The 19,034-nt window shown below is 67.5% G+C and carries 14 protein-coding genes; 9 read left to right on the top strand and 5 right to left on the bottom strand.

The genetic code is table 11. From position 1 onward, the window contains the following. Positions 1-6 precede the first annotated feature (6 nt). Complete coding sequence (locus BW981_RS04590) at positions 7-954, bottom strand: hydrogen peroxide-inducible genes activator (RefSeq protein WP_076436534.1); 948 nt, start codon at positions 952-954, stop codon at positions 7-9. 138 nt (positions 955-1,092) lie between these two features. Here BW981_RS04590 and katA point away from each other — a divergent pair, with 138 nt between their 5' ends. Further along, positions 1,093-2,622: a catalase KatA gene (gene katA / locus BW981_RS04585; protein WP_076436533.1), complete on the top strand. Its 1,530-nt coding sequence runs from the start codon at positions 1,093-1,095 to the stop codon at positions 2,620-2,622. A 307-nt stretch (positions 2,623-2,929) separates the two neighbouring features. Then, the gene (locus tag BW981_RS04580) at positions 2,930-4,075 is read left to right on the top strand and encodes a M20 family metallopeptidase (protein WP_076436863.1); all 1,146 of its coding nucleotides are present in this window, start codon (positions 2,930-2,932) and stop codon (positions 4,073-4,075) included. A gap of 103 nt (positions 4,076-4,178) precedes the next feature. On the opposite strand, the gene BW981_RS04575 is transcribed toward BW981_RS04580, so the two are convergent. Together BW981_RS04575 and otsB are read right to left on the bottom strand one after the other, a co-directional pair. Beyond that, positions 4,179-6,020: a glycoside hydrolase family 15 protein gene (locus BW981_RS04575; RefSeq protein ID WP_076436531.1), complete on the bottom strand. Its 1,842-nt coding sequence runs from the start codon at positions 6,018-6,020 to the stop codon at positions 4,179-4,181. A 4-nt stretch (positions 6,021-6,024) separates the two neighbouring features. After that, a complete protein-coding gene (otsB, locus tag BW981_RS04570) occupies positions 6,025-6,825 on the bottom strand; it encodes a trehalose-phosphatase (protein WP_244560209.1) in 801 nt (266 codons plus the stop codon). Positions 6,826-7,099: 274 nt separating this feature from the next. Here otsB and otsA point away from each other — a divergent pair, with 274 nt between their 5' ends. From otsA to BW981_RS04540, 6 genes are all read left to right on the top strand, one after another. Continuing rightward, the gene (gene otsA, locus BW981_RS04565; RefSeq protein ID WP_076436528.1) at positions 7,100-8,662 is read left to right on the top strand and encodes an alpha,alpha-trehalose-phosphate synthase (UDP-forming); all 1,563 of its coding nucleotides are present in this window, start codon (positions 7,100-7,102) and stop codon (positions 8,660-8,662) included. A 181-nt stretch (positions 8,663-8,843) separates the two neighbouring features. Further along, positions 8,844-11,111 (top strand): phosphoenolpyruvate--protein phosphotransferase, encoded by a 2,268-nt coding sequence (gene ptsP, locus BW981_RS04560; protein WP_076436526.1) that lies wholly within the window; start codon positions 8,844-8,846, stop codon positions 11,109-11,111. A gap of 63 nt (positions 11,112-11,174) precedes the next feature. Beyond that, positions 11,175-12,257: a peptide chain release factor 1 gene (prfA, locus tag BW981_RS04555; RefSeq protein WP_076436524.1), complete on the top strand. Its 1,083-nt coding sequence runs from the start codon at positions 11,175-11,177 to the stop codon at positions 12,255-12,257. Positions 12,258-12,332: 75 nt separating this feature from the next. After that, positions 12,333-12,590 carry a hypothetical protein gene (locus tag BW981_RS04550; RefSeq protein ID WP_076436523.1) on the top strand — a complete coding sequence of 86 codons (258 nt, stop codon included), beginning with the start codon at positions 12,333-12,335 and terminating at the stop codon, positions 12,588-12,590. Positions 12,591-12,628: 38 nt separating this feature from the next. Continuing rightward, positions 12,629-13,486 carry a peptide chain release factor N(5)-glutamine methyltransferase gene (gene prmC / locus BW981_RS04545; protein ID WP_076436522.1) on the top strand — a complete coding sequence of 286 codons (858 nt, stop codon included), beginning with the start codon at positions 12,629-12,631 and terminating at the stop codon, positions 13,484-13,486. 405 nt (positions 13,487-13,891) lie between these two features. Continuing rightward, entirely contained in the window at positions 13,892-14,941 is a 1,050-nt protein-coding gene (locus BW981_RS04540; protein WP_175624036.1) for a DUF4167 domain-containing protein, read from the top strand. A 59-nt stretch (positions 14,942-15,000) separates the two neighbouring features. On the opposite strand, the gene BW981_RS04535 is transcribed toward BW981_RS04540, so the two are convergent. Further along, positions 15,001-15,780 (bottom strand): MOSC domain-containing protein, encoded by a 780-nt coding sequence (locus tag BW981_RS04535; RefSeq protein WP_076436519.1) that lies wholly within the window; start codon positions 15,778-15,780, stop codon positions 15,001-15,003. Positions 15,781-15,862: 82 nt separating this feature from the next. Next, on the bottom strand, positions 15,863-16,177 hold the full coding sequence (locus BW981_RS04530) for a DUF2293 domain-containing protein (RefSeq protein WP_076436517.1): 315 nt from the start codon (positions 16,175-16,177) through the stop codon (positions 15,863-15,865). 172 nt (positions 16,178-16,349) lie between these two features. On the opposite strand from BW981_RS04530, the gene clpB reads away from it, so the two are divergent. Further along, positions 16,350-18,968, top strand: coding sequence for an ATP-dependent chaperone ClpB (gene clpB / locus BW981_RS04525; RefSeq protein ID WP_076436516.1), 2,619 nt, complete (start codon positions 16,350-16,352; stop codon positions 18,966-18,968). Positions 18,969-19,034: the final 66 nt, after the last annotated feature.

Here is a 19,034-nt window from a genome sequence, read left to right as displayed (position 1 = left end):
CGCCCGCTAGACGGGGAGCGCCACCACATCGTCTTCCGCCGCGGCCGGAGAGCGTGCGGTCAGGGCTTGTCCGACCTCCGACAGCACCGCGCCCAGCGCCTCGAAATCCGCCCGGCGCGCCGAATTGCGCCGCCAGGCAAGGCCGATGGAGCGGCTGGGGCCGGGAGAGGCGAAACGGAAGAGCTTCACTGGCATGTCGGGCCGGAACTCCACCGGCAGAGCCATGGCCGGCATCAGGGTCGTGCCGAAGCCGTTGGCCACCATCTGCATGATCGTCGAGAGACTGGAGGCGCCATATTGGCGCCGCGAGCCGCCGGGCACGGCGCCGCAGACGCTCAGCGCCTGGTCGCGCAGGCAATGCCCCTCTTCCAGCAGCAGCAGGGTTTCGCCCGTGATGCCGGCGCGCGGATCGAGCGGTGGGAGATGCGCCTGCGGCGTCTGCGGGACCGCGAGCAGGAACGGGTCGTCGAAGAGCGGGAGCGTGGCGATGCCGGCGCGCTCGATCGGCAGGGAGAGCAGCGCGACGTCGAGCCGTCCCTCGGCGAGCTCGTCCAGCAGCGTCGCCGTTTGCGTCTCTCGCAATCTCAATTGCAGCGCGGGATGCCGCTTCTGCAGCAGGGGCAGGGTGGCCGGCAACAGATAGGGCGCGATCGAGGGAATGACGCCGAGATCGAGCGGTCCATCGAGCGTGCCGCGCCGCTGGCGCGCGTGATCGACGAGGTCGCTCGCCTCCAGCAGGATGCGCTGGGCGCGTTCGGCGATCTCGGCGCCCATCTCGGTCAGCGCGACGGCTCCTCGCCGCCGCTCCACGAGTTGGCAGCCAAGCTCCGCCTCCAGCTCCTGGATCTGGAGCGACAGGGCCGGCTGACTGACATGGCACTCCTGAGCGGCGCGGCCGAAATGCCGCTGGCGACCCAGCGCCGCGAAATAGCGCAACTGCTTCAAGGTGATCATCGGTGATTTGATAAACTTATCGTGGATGGCCGTAAACGGTATTGGACATTGTCGTCACAAAGGATTGTTAGTTCCTCCAATTCCAAGCCGAGGCGCCTTACGGCGCTGCACATCGCTTTTCTGGAAGGGAGAGTCCTCATGTCCGCCTATGATCCGAAGAACCCGCAAGCTGGCGCCACCATGACGACCTCGGCCGGCGCGCCGATCCCGGACAACCAGAACTCGATCACGGCCGGCTCGCGCGGCCCAGTGCTGCTGCAGGACTACCAGCTGATCGAGAAGCTCGCCCACCAGAACCGCGAGCGCATTCCCGAGCGCGCCGTCCATGCCAAGGGCTGGGGTGCCTATGGCACGCTGAAGATCACCGGCGACATCTCGAAATACACCAAGGCCAAGGCGCTCCAGCCGGGCGCCGAGACTCCGCTGCTGCTGCGCTTCTCGACCGTGGCCGGCGAAATGGGCGCTGCCGACGCCGAGCGCGACGTGCGCGGCTTCGCCATCAAGTTCTACACGCCGGAAGGCAATTGGGACCTCGTCGGCAACAACACCCCGGTCTTCTTCGTCCGCGACCCGGTGAAGTTCCCCGACTTCATCCACACCCAGAAGCGCCACCCCAAGACCAACATGCGCTCGCCGACCGCGATGTGGGATTTCTGGTCGCTGAGCCCCGAGAGCCTGCATCAGGTGACGATCCTGATGTCGGATCGCGGCCTGCCGACCGATGTGCGCCACATCAACGGCTACGGCTCGCACACCTATTCGTTCTGGAACGACAATGGCGAGCGCTATTGGGTGAAGTTCCACTTCAAGACGATGCAGGGCCACAAGCACTGGACCAACGAGGAAGCCGAGAAGGTCATCGGCAGGACCCGCGAGTCCACGCAGGAGGACCTCTACAACGCGCTTGAGCGCGGTGAATTCCCGAAGTGGAAGGTCCAGGTCCAGATCATGCCCGAACTGGACGCCGAGAAGACCTCCTACAACCCCTTCGACCTGACCAAGGTCTGGCCGCATGGCGAGTACCCGCCGATCGACATCGGCGTGATGGAGCTGAACCGCAACCCGGAGAACTATTTCACCGAGGTCGAGAACGCCGCCTTCTCGCCGTCGAACATCGTCCCCGGTATCGGCTTCTCGCCGGACAAGATGCTGCAGGCGCGCATCTTCTCCTATGCCGACGCCCATCGCCACCGGCTCGGCACGCATTACGAGACGATCCCTGTCAACCAGCCGAAATGCCCGGTGCATCACTACCACCGCGACGGGCAGATGAACGTCTATGGCGGCATCAAGACGGGCAACCCGAATGCTTATTACGAGCCGAACTCCTTCGGCGGCCCCGTCGAGGCGCCCTCCGCCAAGGAGCCGCCGCTGCGGATCTCGGGCGATGCGGACCGCTACAACCACCGCATCGGCAATGACGACTACAGCCAGCCGCGCGCGCTGTTCGAGCTGTTCGACGCCGGCCAGAAGGAGCGCCTCTTCGCCAACATCGCCGCGGCGATGGGCGGCATCCCGCAGGAGATCGAGGAGCGCCAGCTCGCGCATTTCGACAGGGTGCATCCGGATTACGGCAACGGCGTGCGCCGCGCGCTCGCCAAGGCCGACGGCAAGGCCCGCCCGGCGATCTCGGTGACCCCGGCGACCCCGCAGGAAGCGGCGGAGTAAGCTCGGCCTCAGCGGGCAGTTGATCGGGCCGCGGCGAAAGCCGCGGCCCTTTTCGTCCCAGGGCAGCGCGCCGTGCCATGGCGAGGCGGCGCAGCCGACGAAGGACTGCAGAAGAACGGGGCTCGGCGTTCGCCCGGTTCTTCTGGATTGCCTCGCTTCGCTCGCAATGACGGCAGGCACGGAGAGGTGTTCAGTTCCTCATGGAACCGGTCTACGCTTCCGCATCATCCATCAGGAGCCTGCCCCCGTGTCGCTTACCCCTGCCGAAAAGAAGGTCGTCGACTGGCTCGCCAGCCGCAAGGAAGGCATGATCGCGCTGCTGCGCGAGTTGGTCGATACCGACTCCGGCTCCTACGACAAGGCGGGCGTCGACCGGGCCGGCGCCGTGATCGCCAGGTTCCACGAGGCGAACGGGCTCGCCGTCGAGATCCTGCCCGACAGCCGCTATGGCGATGCGGTCAAGGCGCGTCTCGCCAATCCTGCCGCCAACGACCAGCGCCCTGTGCTGCTCCTCGGCCATCGCGACACGGTCTTCCCTCAGGGCGAGCCAGCGCGCAGGCCCTTCACCATCAAGGGCGCGCGCGCCTATGGCCCGGGTGTCGCCGACATGAAGGGCGGCCTGGTGATCGAGGCCTTCGTCGCCGCCGCCTTCGCCGAATGCGGCGGGCTGGCCGCCCCGCTCACCATGTTGACGACCAGCGACGAGGAAATCGGCTCGCCCTCGTCCCGGCCGGTCATCGAGGCCGCGGCGCGCGAATCCCGCTGCGTCTTCAATGCCGAGCCCAGCCGCCTGCCGGCCGGCGCCTCATCGGCCGCCGACAAGCGCCAGTCGGTTACCAGCGGGCGCAAGGGCGGGGTCTTCATGCGCGCCGACTTCACCGGAAAGCCGGCCCATTCGGGCGCCAACTACGAGAAGGGCGCCTCGGCCATCGTCGATCTCGGCCACAAGATCCCCAAGCTCCAGGGCCTGACCGATCTGGAGAAGGGCATCACCGTCAATGTCGGGCTGATCGGCGGCGGCCAGACCGTCAACACCATCGCCCCCAGCGCCTGGTGCGAGATCGATCTGCGCTATGTCACCGCTGCCCAGCGCGACGAGATGGTCGGCAAGATCAGGGCGATCGTGGAGACCCCGGAGGTCGCCGGCACGCGTGCGGCTCTGACGATCAAGGGGGAGTTCCTGCCGCTGGAGCGCTCCCCGGAATCGGCCGCGCTCTACGACACCTATCGCGAGGCCGCTTCCAGCTTCGGCATCGACGTCGTCGCCGAATTCACCGGCGGCTGCGCCGATTCCGGCTTCACCGCCGCGCAGGGCACGCCGACGCTGTGCAGCGTCGGCCCGACCGGCGGCATGGCGCATACGCCGGACGAGTTCCTGGAGGTGGAGAGCCTCGTGCCCGCGGCGCAGACACTGGCCCTGGCCGTGATGCGGGCGGCCGCGAAGGTTGAGTGAGCCGGGCCGTCATTGCGAGCGCAGCGAAGCAATCCAGAATGTCTCGCTCGACACCCCTGGATTGCTTCCTCGCTTCGCGCCTCGCAATGACGGAGGTTAACGTTCAGAACGCCTCTTCCCAGTTCCGGCTCAGCCGCATCGCGCAGTTGATCAGGCCGACATGGGAATAGGTCTGCGGGAAATTGCCCCAGAGCTCGCCGGTCTTGAGGTCTGCGTCTTCCGAGAGCAGGCCGAAGCTGTTGCGGCGCTGAAGGATGCGGCCGAAGAGTTCCTTGGCCTCCTCGCTTCGCCCGATGGCGTTCAGCGCATCGACATACCAGAAGGCGCAGATCAGGAATCCGGTGTGCATGTAGCCGAAATCGTCCTGCGTCGCGTAGCGCAGCAAGAGGTCGCCACGCTTCAGGTCGCGTCCGATGGCGTCGACGGTGGCGATGAAACGGGAATCGTCCGCTTTGACGAAGCCGAGTTCGGCCAGCAGCAGCAGCGTGGCGTCGAGGTCCTCTCCGTCGAAGGTCGAGACGAAATGGCCCTTGGCGTCGTTCCAGATCCGCGCCGCGATGGTCGCCTTCAGCCGCTTGGCCTCGGTCTTCCAGTAATCCTTGCGGTCGGCCCGGCCGAGCGTTCCGGCGATCCTCGCCAGCCGGTCGCAGGCCGCCCAGCACATCACGCTGGAGAAGGCATGCACGGCCTCCTTCTCGCGCAGCTCCCATGGCCCGGCATCGGGCTTGTCGAAGACGGCGAGAGCCCTGTCGCCCATATGCTCCAGCTGCGCGAACAGCGCCTCCTTGCCGGGCTGGATCAGACGCCTGTCGAAGAAGGAATGCGTCGCCGCCAGAACGACGGCGCCATAGCCGTCGTTCTGGATCTGGGTCGCGGCCCCGTTTCCGAAGCGCACCGGCCGGTGCCCGCGATAGCCTGACAGGTTCGCCGCCTCGAATTCGGTCAGGGTACCGCCACGCGTGATCGGATAGAGCGGCGGCAGGTGCTCGGCGCCGCTCTCCGTAAAGCTGTCGACGATGTTCTTGATGAAGCCGAGATAGTCTTCCATCGTTCGCGTCGTGCCCAGGCGGTTGAGCGCGTGGACGACGAAATAGGCGTCGCGCAGCCAGCAAAAGCGGTAGTCCCAGTTGCGCTGCGTGCCGGGCGCCTCGGGGATCGAGGTGGTGAGCGCGGCCACGATCGCGCCCGTTTCCTCGAAGGAGCAGAGCTTCAGCGTGATCGCGGCGCGGATCACCTCGCTCTGGTACTCGAAGGGCAGGGAGAGCGAGCGCACCCAGTCGCGCCAGTAATCCGTCGTCTTGTCGAGGAACTCGCGCGAGGTGGTCTCGATCTCGGCCCGGAGCGCCTCGTCCGAGCCGATGAAGAAGGAATAGGTGTGGTCCACCGCGAAGGGCGTGCCCTCCACGACATAGGAGAGCGGCGCGTTGGTCGTCAGGCGGATCGTCTGGTCGGCGCCGACGAAGCGGACATGGTTGGAGCCGCGGGTGATCTCGTCGGGGGCCTCGCCGATCCCGAGGGCGGGCTTCACGACGACCCGGATGCGCGGCCGGCCGGAAACCAGCCGCACGCGCCGCACCAGCTGCGGCGGGCGGAAGAAGCGCTCGTAGCGCAGGAAGCGCGGCGCGAAATCGAGGATTTCGATCGCGTTGCCCAGATCGTCCGAGAGCACGGAGGACAGGATCGCGGTGTTGTCCAGATAGCTCTGCTCGCAGCGCGTCATGCCGATGAGCTCGATCCCGAAGACCCCCTTCTCGGCCTCCGCATCCCCGTCATCGGCCTCGTTGTCGATCAGCGCGCTGAAGACCGGGTCGCGGTCGAAGCGCGGAAAACAGCCCCAGACGATCCGGGCGCGCCGGTCGATGAGCGCGGCGATCGAGCAATTGCCGATCACGCCGAGGTCGAGCGAGGCAGAGTGCTGCCCCGCGGCCGTGGTCGTTACAGTCATCGAGTCAGTCCCGGGAAAAGCTCTCGGCGGTCAGCCGGCCGTTATCGGCGGCGTCGAGCAGGATGTGCCTGAGGGCGGTCGGCGACGCCAGCCTCAGTTGCGCGCGGCTGTCATGGTCGCTGCCGATCCGGATCGAGAGGCCGCCCATCGCGTTGACGGCCTCGAAACCGGCCTCGTCGGTGATGTCGTCGCCGATGAAGACGGCGCGGCGCCCGGCATAGAGCGGCGTCGTCATCAGCCAGGAAATGGCGTTGCCCTTGCTGGCGCCGGCCGGCACGATCTCGGCGACCGCCTTGCCCTCCTGCAGCCTGACCGCCGGGCCGAGCTTCGCCGCGGTCTGTCGCATCAGGTCCAGCGCTTCGTCGTGCAGGTGCGGCGCCAGCCGCCAGTGCAGCGCGATGGAGATGCGCTTGTCTTCGACGATGATGCCGACATGGCTGTTGGCGAAGCGGACGAGATCGCGCAGCGCCTCGTTGATCTGAGGCGGCTCGTCGGCTTGCGAGCGAAGCGTGTCGCCGAGCCTGATCTGGGCGCCGTGCAAGCCGGCGATGTCGAAGCGGTACGGCTCGAGCGTCTTGTCCAGAAAGGAGATCGGCCGGCCCGACACGAGCGCCAGCGCGCCGCCGAGACTCTGGCGCAGCGCGTCGAGCGCCGGAGCCACCCGGCGGTCGAGCTTCACATCGTCCGGCGAGGGCGCGATCTCGACGAGCGTCCCGTCGAAATCGAGGAAGAGAGCAATCTCCGGCCCTGCCGCGGCCATGTCCGGGTGGGCAGTCGAAATATCTGGTTCTCGAAATATCGTCATCGTTCTTCATCTTGAGGCTAAACGCGGCAGAAGAACGGCTTTTCGATCTCTCGGCGGCCGAGCTGCCTGTTCATGCGGTCCGCAGGCAACAGCATAGCTCATATCGTCCCGCTTGGCTCCCGGACTACCATGCAGGACCTGTCTGGGTCGCAAAGCCGACATCGCGCTGCCACGTATGCGGCCAAGCCTTGGAAACATTACGTCCCCGGCGGCGTTCTGTTCCTGCCAGGGCACGAAATTCCGCCCTCATCCTCGTACCGGAGCAGTTGCCCAGATGCGTCTTGTCGTTGTCTCGAACCGCGTCACCGTACCCGATCGCAACGAGAAGGCGACGGCGGGGGGGCTCGCGGTCGCACTGCGCGAGGCCTTGGAGCAGCGTGGCGGCCTCTGGTTCGGGTGGAGCGGCAAGATCGGCGATGGCTCGGCACAGGATGTGAAGCAGGTCCAGCGCGGCAATGTCACCTACGCCCTGACCGATCTCAGCGAGGCGGAGCGCCAGAGCTATTATCTCGGCTTCTCCAACCGGGCGCTGTGGCCGATCATGCATTACAGGCTCGGCCTGACCGAATTCAGCCGCGCCGACTATATGGGCTATCTTGGCGTCAACCGCCGCTTTGCCCGCGCTCTCGCCGGGCTGATCCAGCCCGACGACGTGATCTGGATCCACGATTATCACCTGATCCCGCTGGCCTCCGAGCTGCGCCGCCGCGGCATCTCCAACCGGATCGGCTATTTCCATCACATCCCGTGGCCATCCGCCGATGTCCTCGGCGCCCTGCCGTTCAGCACGACGCTGATCCGGACGCTGACCTCCTACGACCTGATCGGCATGCAGACCGAGGTCGATGCCCGCAACCTGATGGGCGGCCTTGTGTCGCTCTGCGGGGCCCGTGCCGAGGCGGGAACGGCAAGGCTCGGGACGCGCAAGACGGTCGTGCGCGCCTTCCCGATCGGCATCGACGTCGACGCCTTCAGGCGGCTTGCCGCTGCCTCCGTGCGGCAGGCGGCAACACCCTTGCGGGCGACGAAGGAATCGCTCGGCGAGCGCAAGCTGGTGATCGGCGTGGACCGGCTCGATTATTCCAAGGGCATCGTTCAGCGGCTCGAGGCGTTCGGGCAGTTCCTGCGCAGCCATCCCGACCAGCGCGGCCGCGTTGGCATGCTGCAGATCGCGCCGCCCTCGCGCAGCGATGTGCCCGAATATGCCGAGCTCGACCGCCAGTCGGACGAGGTCGCCGGCCGCCTCAACGCCCAGCTCGGCGAGTTCGACTGGACGCCGATCCGCGTGGTGAAGAAGGCTTATTCGCGCAGCGCGCTCGCCGGTTTCTACCGCCGCGCCCAGGTCGGGCTCGTCACCCCCATGCGCGACGGCATGAACCTCGTCGCCAAGGAATATGTCGCGGCGCAGGACCCGGCCGATCCGGGCGTGCTCGTGCTGTCGCGTTTCGCTGGCGCCGCGCAGCAGATGGGTGAGGCGCTGATCGTCAATCCCTACGACATCCACGAAGTCGGGGACGCGATCCGCACGGCCCTGGCGATGCCGAAATCCGAGCGCATCCGCCGGTTCGAGGCGCTGTACCGGACCATCGCGGCCACCGACATCGACTGGTGGACGCAGCGCTATCTCGACGCGCTCGCGCTCGCCCGCGACGCGCCTGAAGAACCGCGATCCTGGCCGATCGAGATTCGCGGCAAGGCGGTCGCGGCCGGGCGCGCCAAAGCCGGAGCGGGCACGGCGAAGGGAAAGACCCGGTCTGGAGCATCGCCGGCCGGCAAGCCGCCGTCCCGCCGAACGGACGGGAAAAGCAAGGCACGCCTCACCATCGTCCGCAACTGAAGCCCGATCGGCCGGGCATTTACGGCGGCTCGCGGCCTGCCGGCTCGTGCTGCCGTCCGAGCAGGCTTGCCCTACGCTGCCTTTGGTCGCTAGAAGGCGGAATGATCCGGGTGGGCGACTCAGGATCCGGGCAGGCATCGCGTCGTCGATGGCTGAGGAGGCTGGCGGAGGGCTGAGATCGATGCGAGGCGCTCTCGGGGGACCGGGCGTTCTGCTGCGCCGCCTCCGCGAGGTGATGGCGGCGTCGATCAGTCCGCAGGAGCGGCTCGACCGTCTCGTCGTGTTGATCGCCGGCAACCTCGTTGCCGAAGTCTGCTCCGTCTATGTCCTGCGCGACGATGGCTCGCTCGAACTCTACGCCACCGAGGGCCTCAACCGCGAAGCGGTCCATCTGACCACGATGCGCGCCGGCGAGGGCCTCGTCGGCCTGATCGCCAGCGAGGCCGAGCCGCTCGCCCTGTCGGACGCGCAGGCCCATCCCTCCTTCTCCTACAGGCCAGAGACGGGCGAGGAGATCTACCGCTCTTTCCTCGGCGTGCCGATCCTGCGCGGCGGCGCCGTGATGGGCGTGCTCGTCATTCAGAACCGCGCCTCCCGCGTCTACAGCGAGGAGGAGATCGAGTCGCTCCAGACCACGGCCATGATCATGGCCGAGATGATCGCGGCCGGCGGGCTGAAGTCGCTCGCCTTGCCCGGCTCCTCGATCGGCCTCGACCGGCCGATCCATGGCGTCGGCGTCGTGCTGGCCGACGGCGTCGGCCTCGGCCATGCCGTGCTGCACGAACCGCGCGTGGCGATCACCAACCTCATTGCCGAGAATCCGGCCGCCGAGGTGAAGCGTCTGGAGGATGCGATCGGCCAGATGCGCGCCTCGATCGACGAGCTGATCGAGCGCGGCGACGTCGCCCATACCGGCGAGCACCGCGAGGTTCTGGAAACCTTCCGCATGTTCGCCCACGATCAGGGCTGGCTGCGCCGCATGCGCGAGGTCGTCATGACCGGCCTGACGGCCGAGGCGGCGGTCGAGCGCGTCCAGTCCGATACTCGCGCCAAGATGCTGCGCCAGACCGACCCCTATCTGCGGGAGCGCCTGCACGATCTCGACGACCTCGCCAACCGGCTGCTGCGCACGCTGACCGGCCGCGCCAACGGCGTCGCCCGGGAGGAGATGCCCGAGAACGCCATTCTGGTCGCGCGCTCGATGGGACCCGCCGCGCTGCTCGACTACGATCGCGGGCGGCTGCGCGGCCTCGTGCTGGAGGAGGGCGGGCCGACCAGCCACATCGCCATCGTCGCGCGCGCGCTAGGCATTCCGGCGGTGGGCGAGGTCGTCAACGCGACCGCGCTGGTCCAGCCGGGCGATGCGGTGATCGTCGACGGCCAGGCCGGCGAGGTGCAGATCCGCCCCCAGCCCGACGTCGAGAACGCCTACAAGGACAAGGCGCGGCTCAGGGCCCGCAAGCAGAAGCAGTACGAGAAGCTCAAGGCCCAGCCCTCCGTCACCAGGGACGGCGTCGCGATCACGCTGCAGATCAATGCCGGGCTGATCGTCGACATGCCGAACCTCGACGCCACCGCCGCGGCCGGCGTGGGGCTGTTCCGCACCGAGCTGCAATTCATGGTCGCCCAGCACATGCCGACCACGAGCGAGCAGCAGGCGCTCTATGCCGCGGTGCTCGACGCGGCGCAGGACCGCCCCGTCACCTTCCGCACGCTCGATATCGGCGGCGACAAGGTGCTGCCCTATATGGAGCGCATCGAGGAGGAGAACCCTGCGCTGGGCTGGCGGGCGATCCGCATCGGCCTCGACAAGCCGCGCCTGCTGCGGGCGCAGATGCGGGCGATGCTGCGGGCCGGGGCGGGCCGCGACCTCAAGATCATGCTGCCCATGGTGGCGACCACGGACGAATTCCGCCGCGCCCGCATGATCCTGCATCGCGAGCAGGCGATGCTGGAGAAGCAGGGCGTCGCTCCGCCGCGCGATCTGCGGGTAGGGGTGATGGTCGAGGTGCCGTCGCTGCTGTTCGAGTTGCCGGAGATCGCTCGGGAGGCCGACTTCCTGTCGATCGGCACCAACGACCTGATGCAGTTTCTCTTCGCCGCCGACCGCGAGAACAAGCGCGTGGCCGACCGGTTCGATCCGCTCGGCGTCGGAGCCTTGCGGGCGCTTCGCCGGATCGTCGAGGCAGCGACGGAATCCGACTGCCCCGTGACGGTCTGCGGCGAGATGGGGGGCAAGCCGCTGGAGGCGATGGCGCTGATCGGCCTGGGCTATCGCGGCTTCTCGATGTCGGCGGCTTCGATCGGCCCGATCCGGGCCATGCTCCGGGCGCTCGACACCGGCAAGCTCCGCGAGCGGCTCGACTGGATGCTGGCCTCGCCCGAGGGAGCGACCAGTCTGCGGCCGCAACTGGCCGCCTTCGCCTCCGAGTTCAAGGTTCCGGTCTAGCGACGCTCGAGCCGCGCCCCCGCCGCCTGTCGAGCCTGTTTCTCCGTTTCCAGAGTCCCACCCATGTCCCTGCAGCTTCCCGAAGACCGCCTCGACGGCATCGTCGCCCGCCATGCGGCCGCGACCGACGAGATCAACCATGCCAGCGATCCGGTCCGCACCGTCGAGCTCGCCCGCGAACTGTCCGAGCTCGATCCCGTCGTCGCCGCCATCGGCGCCTGGCGTCAGGCTCGGGCGACGCTGGACGGCGCGCAGGCGCTGATCGACGACCCCGCGACGGATCCGGAACTGCGCGAGCTTGCCCATGAGGAGCGCGACGAGGCGCGCGCCGAATTCGAGGCGAAATCCCGCGAGATCCTGATCGCGCTGCTGCCCAGGGACGCGGCCGACGAGCGCGGCGTCATTCTCGAAATCCGCGCCGGCACAGGCGGTGACGAGGCTTCGCTCTTCGCCGGCGATCTGCTGCGCATGTATCAGCGCTACGCTGCCCAGAAGGGTTGGAGCGTCGATGTGCTCTCCGAGAGCGAAGGCACGGTCGGCGGCTACAAGGAGGTCATCGCCGAGATCAATGGCCGCGGCGTCTATGCCCGGCTGAAGTTCGAATCGGGCGTCCATCGCGTCCAGCGCGTGCCGGATACCGAGGCGAGCGGGCGCATCCATACCTCCGCTGCGACCGTCGCGACCCTGCCGCTGGCGAGCGAGGTCGACGTCGCGCTGAACGATGGCGATATCCGCATCGACACGCTGCGCTCCGGCGGCGCCGGCGGCCAGCACGTCAACAAGACCGAATCGGCCGTGCGCCTGACCCATATCCCGACCAACACCGTGGTGCTGGTTCAGGACGAGCGCTCCCAGCACAAGAACAAGGCGCGCGCCTATGAACTGCTCCGGGCCAAGCTCTTCGACATGGAGCGCCAGCGCATCGACGCCGAGCGGTCGGCCGACCGTCGCTCGCAGATCGGCTCCGGCGACCGTTCCGAGCGCATCCGCACCTACAACTTCCCGCAGGGCCGCGTCACCGACCACCGCATCAACCTGACGCTCTACAAGCTCGACGAGATGATGCAGGGCCTGGTGCTCGACGACATCGTCGATGCGCTGACGGCCGAGCATCAGGCCGCCCTGCTGGCGGAGAGCGCGGCATGACGCAACGGGACGTGAAACAAAACCGCTGTCCCGGTGTTGAAGAAGCATCGACACCAGACATGGGGGGACCCTCCAATGCTCAAGACCTTTTCGATGTTCGCGATGGCCGGCCTGATGACGCTGGCGGTAACCGGCGGCGCGCAGGCGCAGGAGCGCGTGTTCCGCAAGATGACTTCCGGGGAGCCGGCCGCGCTGCAGAATTCGATGACCGAGGCTCAGGCCAGAAAGGCCTGCCGCATGGAAATGAGCGGCTCGCGCGAAAGCAAGAAGTCGATCAACACCAAGATGCGCGGCTGTATGGACCGCAAGATGCAGGGTGCGGGCAGGAACTGATTGCCGGCTCGCCGAGGCTCGACGCCTCGGCACCCGCGATGTTCGAATCCGGCGCCGCGCTCACCGTGAGGCAAGCGCGGCGCCTTCTCGTTTCGGCCTTCGCTGCCGCGGGCCTTGAAAACGCCGGGCTCGATGCGCGGATCATGCTGGAGACCGTTCTCGCCACGCGCGGTCTCGATCCTGACGCCCGCCTCGCGCCGGAGCAGGGCATGCTTCTCTCTCGCTACGCCCAAAGGCGCCTCGCCGGCGAGCCGACATGGCGTATCATCGGCGAGCGTGAATTCTGGGGCCTGACCTTCCAACTGTCGCCGGCGACGCTGGAGCCGCGCCCTGACAGCGAGACGATCGTCGAGGCCGCGCTTCGGCAGATCGGCGCGCGCCGCAGCGAGGCGCTCTCGATCCTGGATCTCGGCACCGGAACGGGCTGCCTGCTGATCGCGCTGCTCAGCGAGCTGCCGCGCGCCAGGGGCCTGGGCATCGACGTGTCGGATGAGGCCTGCTTGACCGCCGCGGGAAATGCCGCCCGCAACGGCGCGGCTGATCGTGCCCGTTTCCAGCAGGGAGACTGGAGCAAGGGGCTGGCGGGTGCTTTTGACGTGATCGTGTCCAATCCGCCCTATATCCCCTCCGCCGAGATCGACACGCTGGCGCCCGAGGTCAAGAATCACGATCCGCGTCTCGCGCTCGATGGTGGCGAGGATGGGCTCGCCCCCTATCGCCATTTCGCTCGAACGCTCCCGGCGCTGCTGAAGCCGGAAGGCTTCGTCGTCTTCGAGATCGGCGCGGGCCAAAAGGACGATGTCGTCGCGCTGATGTGTGCCGGAGGGCTTGAATTCAAGGGCAGCCGGAACGATCTCGGAGGGCACGAGCGCGCGCTGATCTTCGCCCCTGCCTGAAGATACGCACAGGTTTTCGGTCGATTTCGCTTGGAGAAGCGCCCGAAAGCGGCTATGCACCAAGTCAGCCGAAGCTGGCGGCATCGGAGCCGGAGCCTTGGGCAGCCCCATTGATCGGTAGGTTAGCTCAAGCCAGGTCGTTTTCGGGCAATTGTCCGTGACGACATATCCGATGCGCCGGATCGAGAAAGGGCGCAGGCGGCGCCCCGCGGCTGTTGGGGTTTGGAAACCCCTTTGGAATAAGAGCGCGTGAAGACCACGAACGGCGCAAGGTCCCTTCAGGTTCACTCAGCCCGACACGGCGTCGCAACCCGCCGCATGTCGAAACGCGCATGACGACGCCCCGGTTGCTTTGATTTAAGAAGCGCGAGACAGACGCGAATGAGACCAGGTCAGAACCGGCGTATGCGCGGCCGTAACAACAACGGCAACAACAACAACGGCAATCGCAAATCTCCAAACCCGTTGCAGCGCAGCTACGAGTCCAACGGACCGGATGTGAAGGTTCGGGGTACGGCGCAGAATGTCGCCGAGAAATACTTGCAGCTGGCCCGTGACGCGCAGTCTTCGGGCGACACGGTCGCTTCGGAGAGCTACTTCCAGCATGCCGAGCACTATTACCGTATCCTGCTGGCGGCTCAGGAACAGATGACCCAGCAGTTCGGCCACACCTTCCCGCCGAATCGCGCCTTCGTCGATGTCGAGGACGAGGTCGATGAGGACGGCGAGGACGACGGCCAGGGCGGTTTCGCCTCGGGAGCCGGACCGCAGCCTGATTTCCGCGGTCAGAACGGCCATGTGAACGGCAATGGCTACAACGGCCATGGCGGGCAGCGGGTCGAGGGCGGCCAGCGCAGTGAGAACGGCCAGCGCGGCGAAGGCGGCGAGGGTTTCGACGGCCAGCAGCAGGGCGGGCAGCGTTTCGACCGCCCGAACCGCCGCGAGCGCTTCAACAACGATCGTCGCTTCGACCGCAACCCCCAGCAGGACCGCAACCCGCAGCAGGACCGGGGCGAGCGCCGCTTCGACCGCAATGGGGAGCAGGGGCAGGGCGGCTATGCACCCCGCCCGGACGCGCCGCGTTCGGATATCCCGGTCGGCGGTAGTGACGAGGCCGGCTTCAACGCCGAGACCGCGCCGCAGAACCAGCCCCAGGCGATTGGCGAGCGCAGCTTCGAGCGTCCCGAGCGCGGCCCGCGCCCGGAGCGTCGCCCGCGCCGCGAGCGCCAGCCGGAGCCCGAGTCCGACGACGTCGCGTCCGCGCTGCCGTCCTTCCTGACCAACCCGGTGCGCACCGTGCCGGCCGAGCCCGTCGCGGCGGAGCCCCCGGTTTCCGCCCCGGCCCAGGCCGCCGATGAGGCTTCGGCCGAGGCGCCCAAGCGCACCCGCCGCCGCCGCTCGCCGCGCGAGGTCATGGATGCGCTGGGGTCGGACACGGACGGGCCGACCGAGTGAGCTGATGCTCCCGGCATGAGCGACTTTGAAAAGGGCCCGAAAGGGCCCTTTTTGCTGGGCTAGGTGCTCGCCGCTTCGGCTGGGACCGGAGTCAGCAGGCTCCCGGGAACGAGTCTGCCGCCGGTGATGACGCTGCAATAGATGCCGCAATCGACATGGCCGTAAGTCTTCATCAGCGCTTTGGGGATTTGCCGGTCGCGTGCGCCGGTCTCGGGGTCGACATTCGTCGCCGCGCAGCGCTCGATCCGCTTGATCACGTGCAGCCGCAAGCCTTCCGGCCCGGCGAGGTCCTGCCCGACCAGATCGTTCTCGGCCCAGGCATCGAGGCCGCCGACGAGCAGGTTGCCGCGGAAACGCCGCGGATCGACCGCCATCCCGATGCGCTGCTCCAGATCGGCGACGCTCGCGAGGTTGATGATCGAGACGAAGCCGGAGCGGGAATCGGTGAAGCGATAGGCCGGCGGCGCGGCCAGCAGCTTCGGCACGCCGCGCAGCGAATCGGGGATGAAGCCCTGGAAGAAGCGCGTGATCGCTGCGCGCCCCTCTTCAGTTGCCGTTGCGGCCCGCAGCACCTCCCGGTCGTCCTGCCGGATGACAAGTTCGTCGCGCGCATCCTCGTAGCGGCTGCGCAGCCGGGCGAGGGCCTCGTCCCGCATCAGCATGAGATATTTGATCTTGGGCTGGTGGACCGGCTCCGCCGGGTCGAAGCCCGAGGCCCCGTTCTCGATGGCGAAGAGCCTGTCACCCGGAAAATAGCCGCCTGCCGTCAGCTCGGCGGTGTCCAGCCGCTCGGGCGAGAGGCCCTTCACGGGATAGCGGTAGAGCATCTCGATGCGCATCGGCGGTCCGCCTTTCGTGGCAAGACGCGTTTGATAGCGCGGGAAAGCCGCTGCCGCAGTTCAATTTCCGTGTCGGTTTCGATCAATCCTCGGCATCGTCGCCGTCGCTGACCGAGCGCTGGCAGCCCCAGCCGGCGAGCACAGCATCGGTCTCGGCGGCAACGAAGAAACGCGCGGCGTCCCGGTCGTAGCCTTCGCCGAGCAGCCGCTCGTAGTCGGTGTGGACGTGGCGGACATGGCTGCCGAGCGCGAGCCAGAGCGTGGTCGAGGGCGGCAGGTCCTTCATGTGGCGCCGCTCCGCCAGTGTCAGCACGGCCTCGGCGTCGGACAGCGGAATGCCTGGCGCGAGCGCCCTCAACGCCTTGCGAATCGCCTGCTGTCGCTTGGTCCCGGCCATGCGCGATCTGGGCCTGCGCGGCAGCTTCGGTCAATTGCGTCGCACCCCCTTTCGTTGCGCGAATGCCACACTATCTTCAGAGCGAAGGGTGGCCTCGAGGGCGCCCTACCTGACTGAAAGGGCAGCGGGCTGAACGTCGCTTCGGGGCGTGCCTGCGGGCGGAGTGACACGCATGAATATCGAGAAATACACCGATCGGGCGAAGGGCTTCCTCCAGGCGGCACAGACCATCGCCTTGCGCGAAAGCCACCAGCAATTCACCGCCGAGCACCTGCTGAAGGCTCTGCTCGATGATTCCGAAGGCATGGCGGCGGGACTGATCGACCGGGCCGGCGGCCAGTCGCGCGTTGCGCTGCAGCTCACCGAGCAGGCGCTGGCCAAGCTGCCCAAGGTCTCCGGCGGCTCGGGGGGCTTGAACCTCACCCCCGGCCTCGCTCGTGTCTTCGACACGGCCGAAAAGGCCGCGGAGAAGGCCGGCGACTCCTTCGTCACCGTGGAGCGGCTGCTGCTCGCGCTCGCGATCGAGAAGGACACCGAGGCCGGCAAGGCGCTCGCTAAGGCGGGCGTGACGCCGCAGGCGCTCAACACCGCGATTGAGGCGATCCGCAAGGGCCGCACCGCCGATTCCGCCGGTGCCGAGCAGGCCTATGACGCGCTCAAGAAATACACCCGCGACCTCACGGCGGCTGCCCGCGACGGCAAGCTCGACCCGGTCATCGGCCGCGACGAGGAGATCCGCCGCACCATCCAGGTGCTCTCGCGCCGCACCAAGAACAACCCCGTGCTGATCGGCGAGCCCGGCGTCGGCAAGACCGCGATCGCCGAGGGCCTGGCGCTGCGTATCGTCAATGGCGACGTGCCCGAAAGCCTGAAGGACAAGCAGCTGCTCGCGCTCGACATGGGCTCGCTCATCGCCGGCGCGAAATATCGCGGCGAGTTCGAGGAGCGTCTGAAGGCGATCCTGACCGAGGTCACTTCCTCTGATGGCGGCGTCATCCTGTTCATCGACGAGATGCACACCCTCGTCGGCGCCGGCAAGACCGATGGCGCCATGGACGCGTCGAACCTGCTGAAGCCGGCCCTGGCGCGCGGCGAGCTGCACTGCGTCGGCGCGACCACGCTCGACGAGTACCGCAAATATGTCGAGAAGGACGCCGCGCTGGCGCGGCGCTTCCAGCCGGTCTTCGTCGATGAGCCCACGGTCGAGGATACCATCTCGATCCTGCGCGGCCTCAAGGAGAAGTACGAGCAGCACCACCGCGTCCGCATCACGGATTCGGCGCTGGTGTCCGCTGCCACGCTCTCGAACCGCTACATCACCGACCGCTTCCTGCCCGACAAGGCGATCGACCTCGTCGACGAGGCGAGCGCGCGGTTGCGCATGCAGGTCGATTCCAAGCCCGAGGAGCTGGATTCGATCGACCGCGAGATCGTGCGCCTCAAGATCGAGCAGGAGGCGTTGAAGAAGGAGAGCGATGCCGGCTCGAAGGAGCGGCTGAAGCGGCTCGAATCCGAGCTTGCCGATCTCCAGACCCGCTCCGACACCATCACCGCCAAGTGGAAGGCGGAGAAGGACAAGCTCGGTGCGGCGGCTGAGCTCAAGACCAAGCTCGACAACGCCCGCAACGAACTCGCCCAGGCACAGCGCAAGGGCGAGTACCAGCGCGCCGGCGAGCTCGCCTATGGCGAGATCCCGCAGCTCGAGCGGGCCCTGGCCGAGATCGAGGCGAAGGGTGACGGCACCGGCATGGTCGAGGAGGCGGTGACGCCGGACCATGTCGCGCAGGTCGTCAGCCGCTGGACCGGGGTGCCGGTCGACAGGATGCTGGAAGGCGAGAAGGAGAAGCTGCTCAAGATGGAGGAGGCTCTGGCCTCCCGCGTCGTCGGCCAGAAGGAGGCCGTCGAGGCTGTCTCCACCGCGGTTCGCCGCGCGCGGGCCGGCCTGCAGGACCCCAACCGGCCGATCGGCTCGTTCATGTTCCTCGGCCCCACCGGCGTCGGCAAGACGGAGCTGACCAAGGCCCTGGCCTCGTTCCTGTTCGACGATGACTCGGCGCTCATCCGCATCGACATGTCGGAGTACATGGAGAAGCACTCCGTCGCCCGGTTGATCGGCGCGCCTCCCGGCTATGTCGGCTACGAGGAGGGTGGGGCGCTGACCGAAGCCGTGCGGCGCCGGCCCTATCAGGTCGTGCTCTTCGACGAGATCGAGAAGGCGCATCCGGACGTGTTCAACGTCCTGCTGCAGGTTCTCGATGACGGGCGCCTCACCGACGGGCAGGGCCGTACGGTCGACTTCCGCAACGTGCTGATCATCATGACCTCGAACCTTGGGTCCGAGTATCTGGTGAACCAGCCCGAGGGGCAGGACAGCGAGGCGGTGCGCGACGAGGTGATGGGCGTGGTGCGCCAGGCCTTCCGGCCGGAATTCCTCAACCGCATCGACGACATCATCCTGTTCCACCGCCTGCGGCGGCAGGACATGGGCGCGATCGTCGATATCCAGATGGCCCGCCTCGCCAAGCTGCTGACCGATCGCAAGATCACGCTCGAGCTGTCTAAGGAGGCGCGCGAGTGGCTGGCGGAGAAGGGCTACGACCCGGCCTATGGCGCCCGCCCGCTGAAGCGCGTTATCCAGAAGGCGGTCCAGGACCCGCTCGCCGAGGCCATCCTTGCCGGGCAGATCAAGGACGGCGAGGACGTGCCGGTCACGGTCGGCCCGGGCTCGCTGATGCTGGGCGATGTCGTGGCGGCGAAGGAGAAGCGGCCGGCGGGCGTGCCGCTGAATTGATAAGGTGTCTGCAGAGCAGACGGATGAGGGAAGGGCCGCGCGAGCGGCCCTTTTCCTGTTTCGGAC

The organism is Allobosea sp. TND4EK4, from assembly GCF_900156025.1.
Taxonomy (GTDB): domain Bacteria; phylum Pseudomonadota; class Alphaproteobacteria; order Rhizobiales; family Beijerinckiaceae; genus Allobosea.
Note: the sequence above shows the minus strand (reverse complement) of the source record. Positions and strands in the feature narration are given on the sequence as shown.

Excerpts from the sequence above, each read along its gene's own strand:
- clpB (WP_076436516.1), top strand. The coding sequence starts at position 16,350 with ATGAATATCGAGAAATACACCGATCGGGCGAAGGGCTTCCTCCAGGCG.
- prmC (WP_076436522.1), top strand. The coding sequence starts at position 12,629 with ATGTTCGAATCCGGCGCCGCGCTCACCGTGAGGCAAGCGCGGCGCCTT.
- prfA (WP_076436524.1), top strand. The coding sequence starts at position 11,175 with ATGTCCCTGCAGCTTCCCGAAGACCGCCTCGACGGCATCGTCGCCCGC.
- otsB (WP_244560209.1), bottom strand. The coding sequence starts at position 6,825 with ATGACGATATTTCGAGAACCAGATATTTCGACTGCCCACCCGGACATG.
- BW981_RS04550 (WP_076436523.1), top strand. The coding sequence starts at position 12,333 with ATGCTCAAGACCTTTTCGATGTTCGCGATGGCCGGCCTGATGACGCTG.
- otsA (WP_076436528.1), top strand. The coding sequence starts at position 7,100 with ATGCGTCTTGTCGTTGTCTCGAACCGCGTCACCGTACCCGATCGCAAC.
- katA (WP_076436533.1), top strand. The coding sequence starts at position 1,093 with ATGTCCGCCTATGATCCGAAGAACCCGCAAGCTGGCGCCACCATGACG.
- BW981_RS04535 (WP_076436519.1), bottom strand. The coding sequence starts at position 15,780 with ATGCGCATCGAGATGCTCTACCGCTATCCCGTGAAGGGCCTCTCGCCC.
- BW981_RS04540 (WP_175624036.1), top strand. The coding sequence starts at position 13,892 with ATGCGCGGCCGTAACAACAACGGCAACAACAACAACGGCAATCGCAAA.
- ptsP (WP_076436526.1), top strand. The coding sequence starts at position 8,844 with ATGCGAGGCGCTCTCGGGGGACCGGGCGTTCTGCTGCGCCGCCTCCGC.
- BW981_RS04575 (WP_076436531.1), bottom strand. The coding sequence starts at position 6,020 with ATGACTGTAACGACCACGGCCGCGGGGCAGCACTCTGCCTCGCTCGAC.
- BW981_RS04530 (WP_076436517.1), bottom strand. The coding sequence starts at position 16,177 with ATGGCCGGGACCAAGCGACAGCAGGCGATTCGCAAGGCGTTGAGGGCG.
- BW981_RS04590 (WP_076436534.1), bottom strand. The coding sequence starts at position 954 with ATGATCACCTTGAAGCAGTTGCGCTATTTCGCGGCGCTGGGTCGCCAG.
- BW981_RS04580 (WP_076436863.1), top strand. The coding sequence starts at position 2,930 with ATGATCGCGCTGCTGCGCGAGTTGGTCGATACCGACTCCGGCTCCTAC.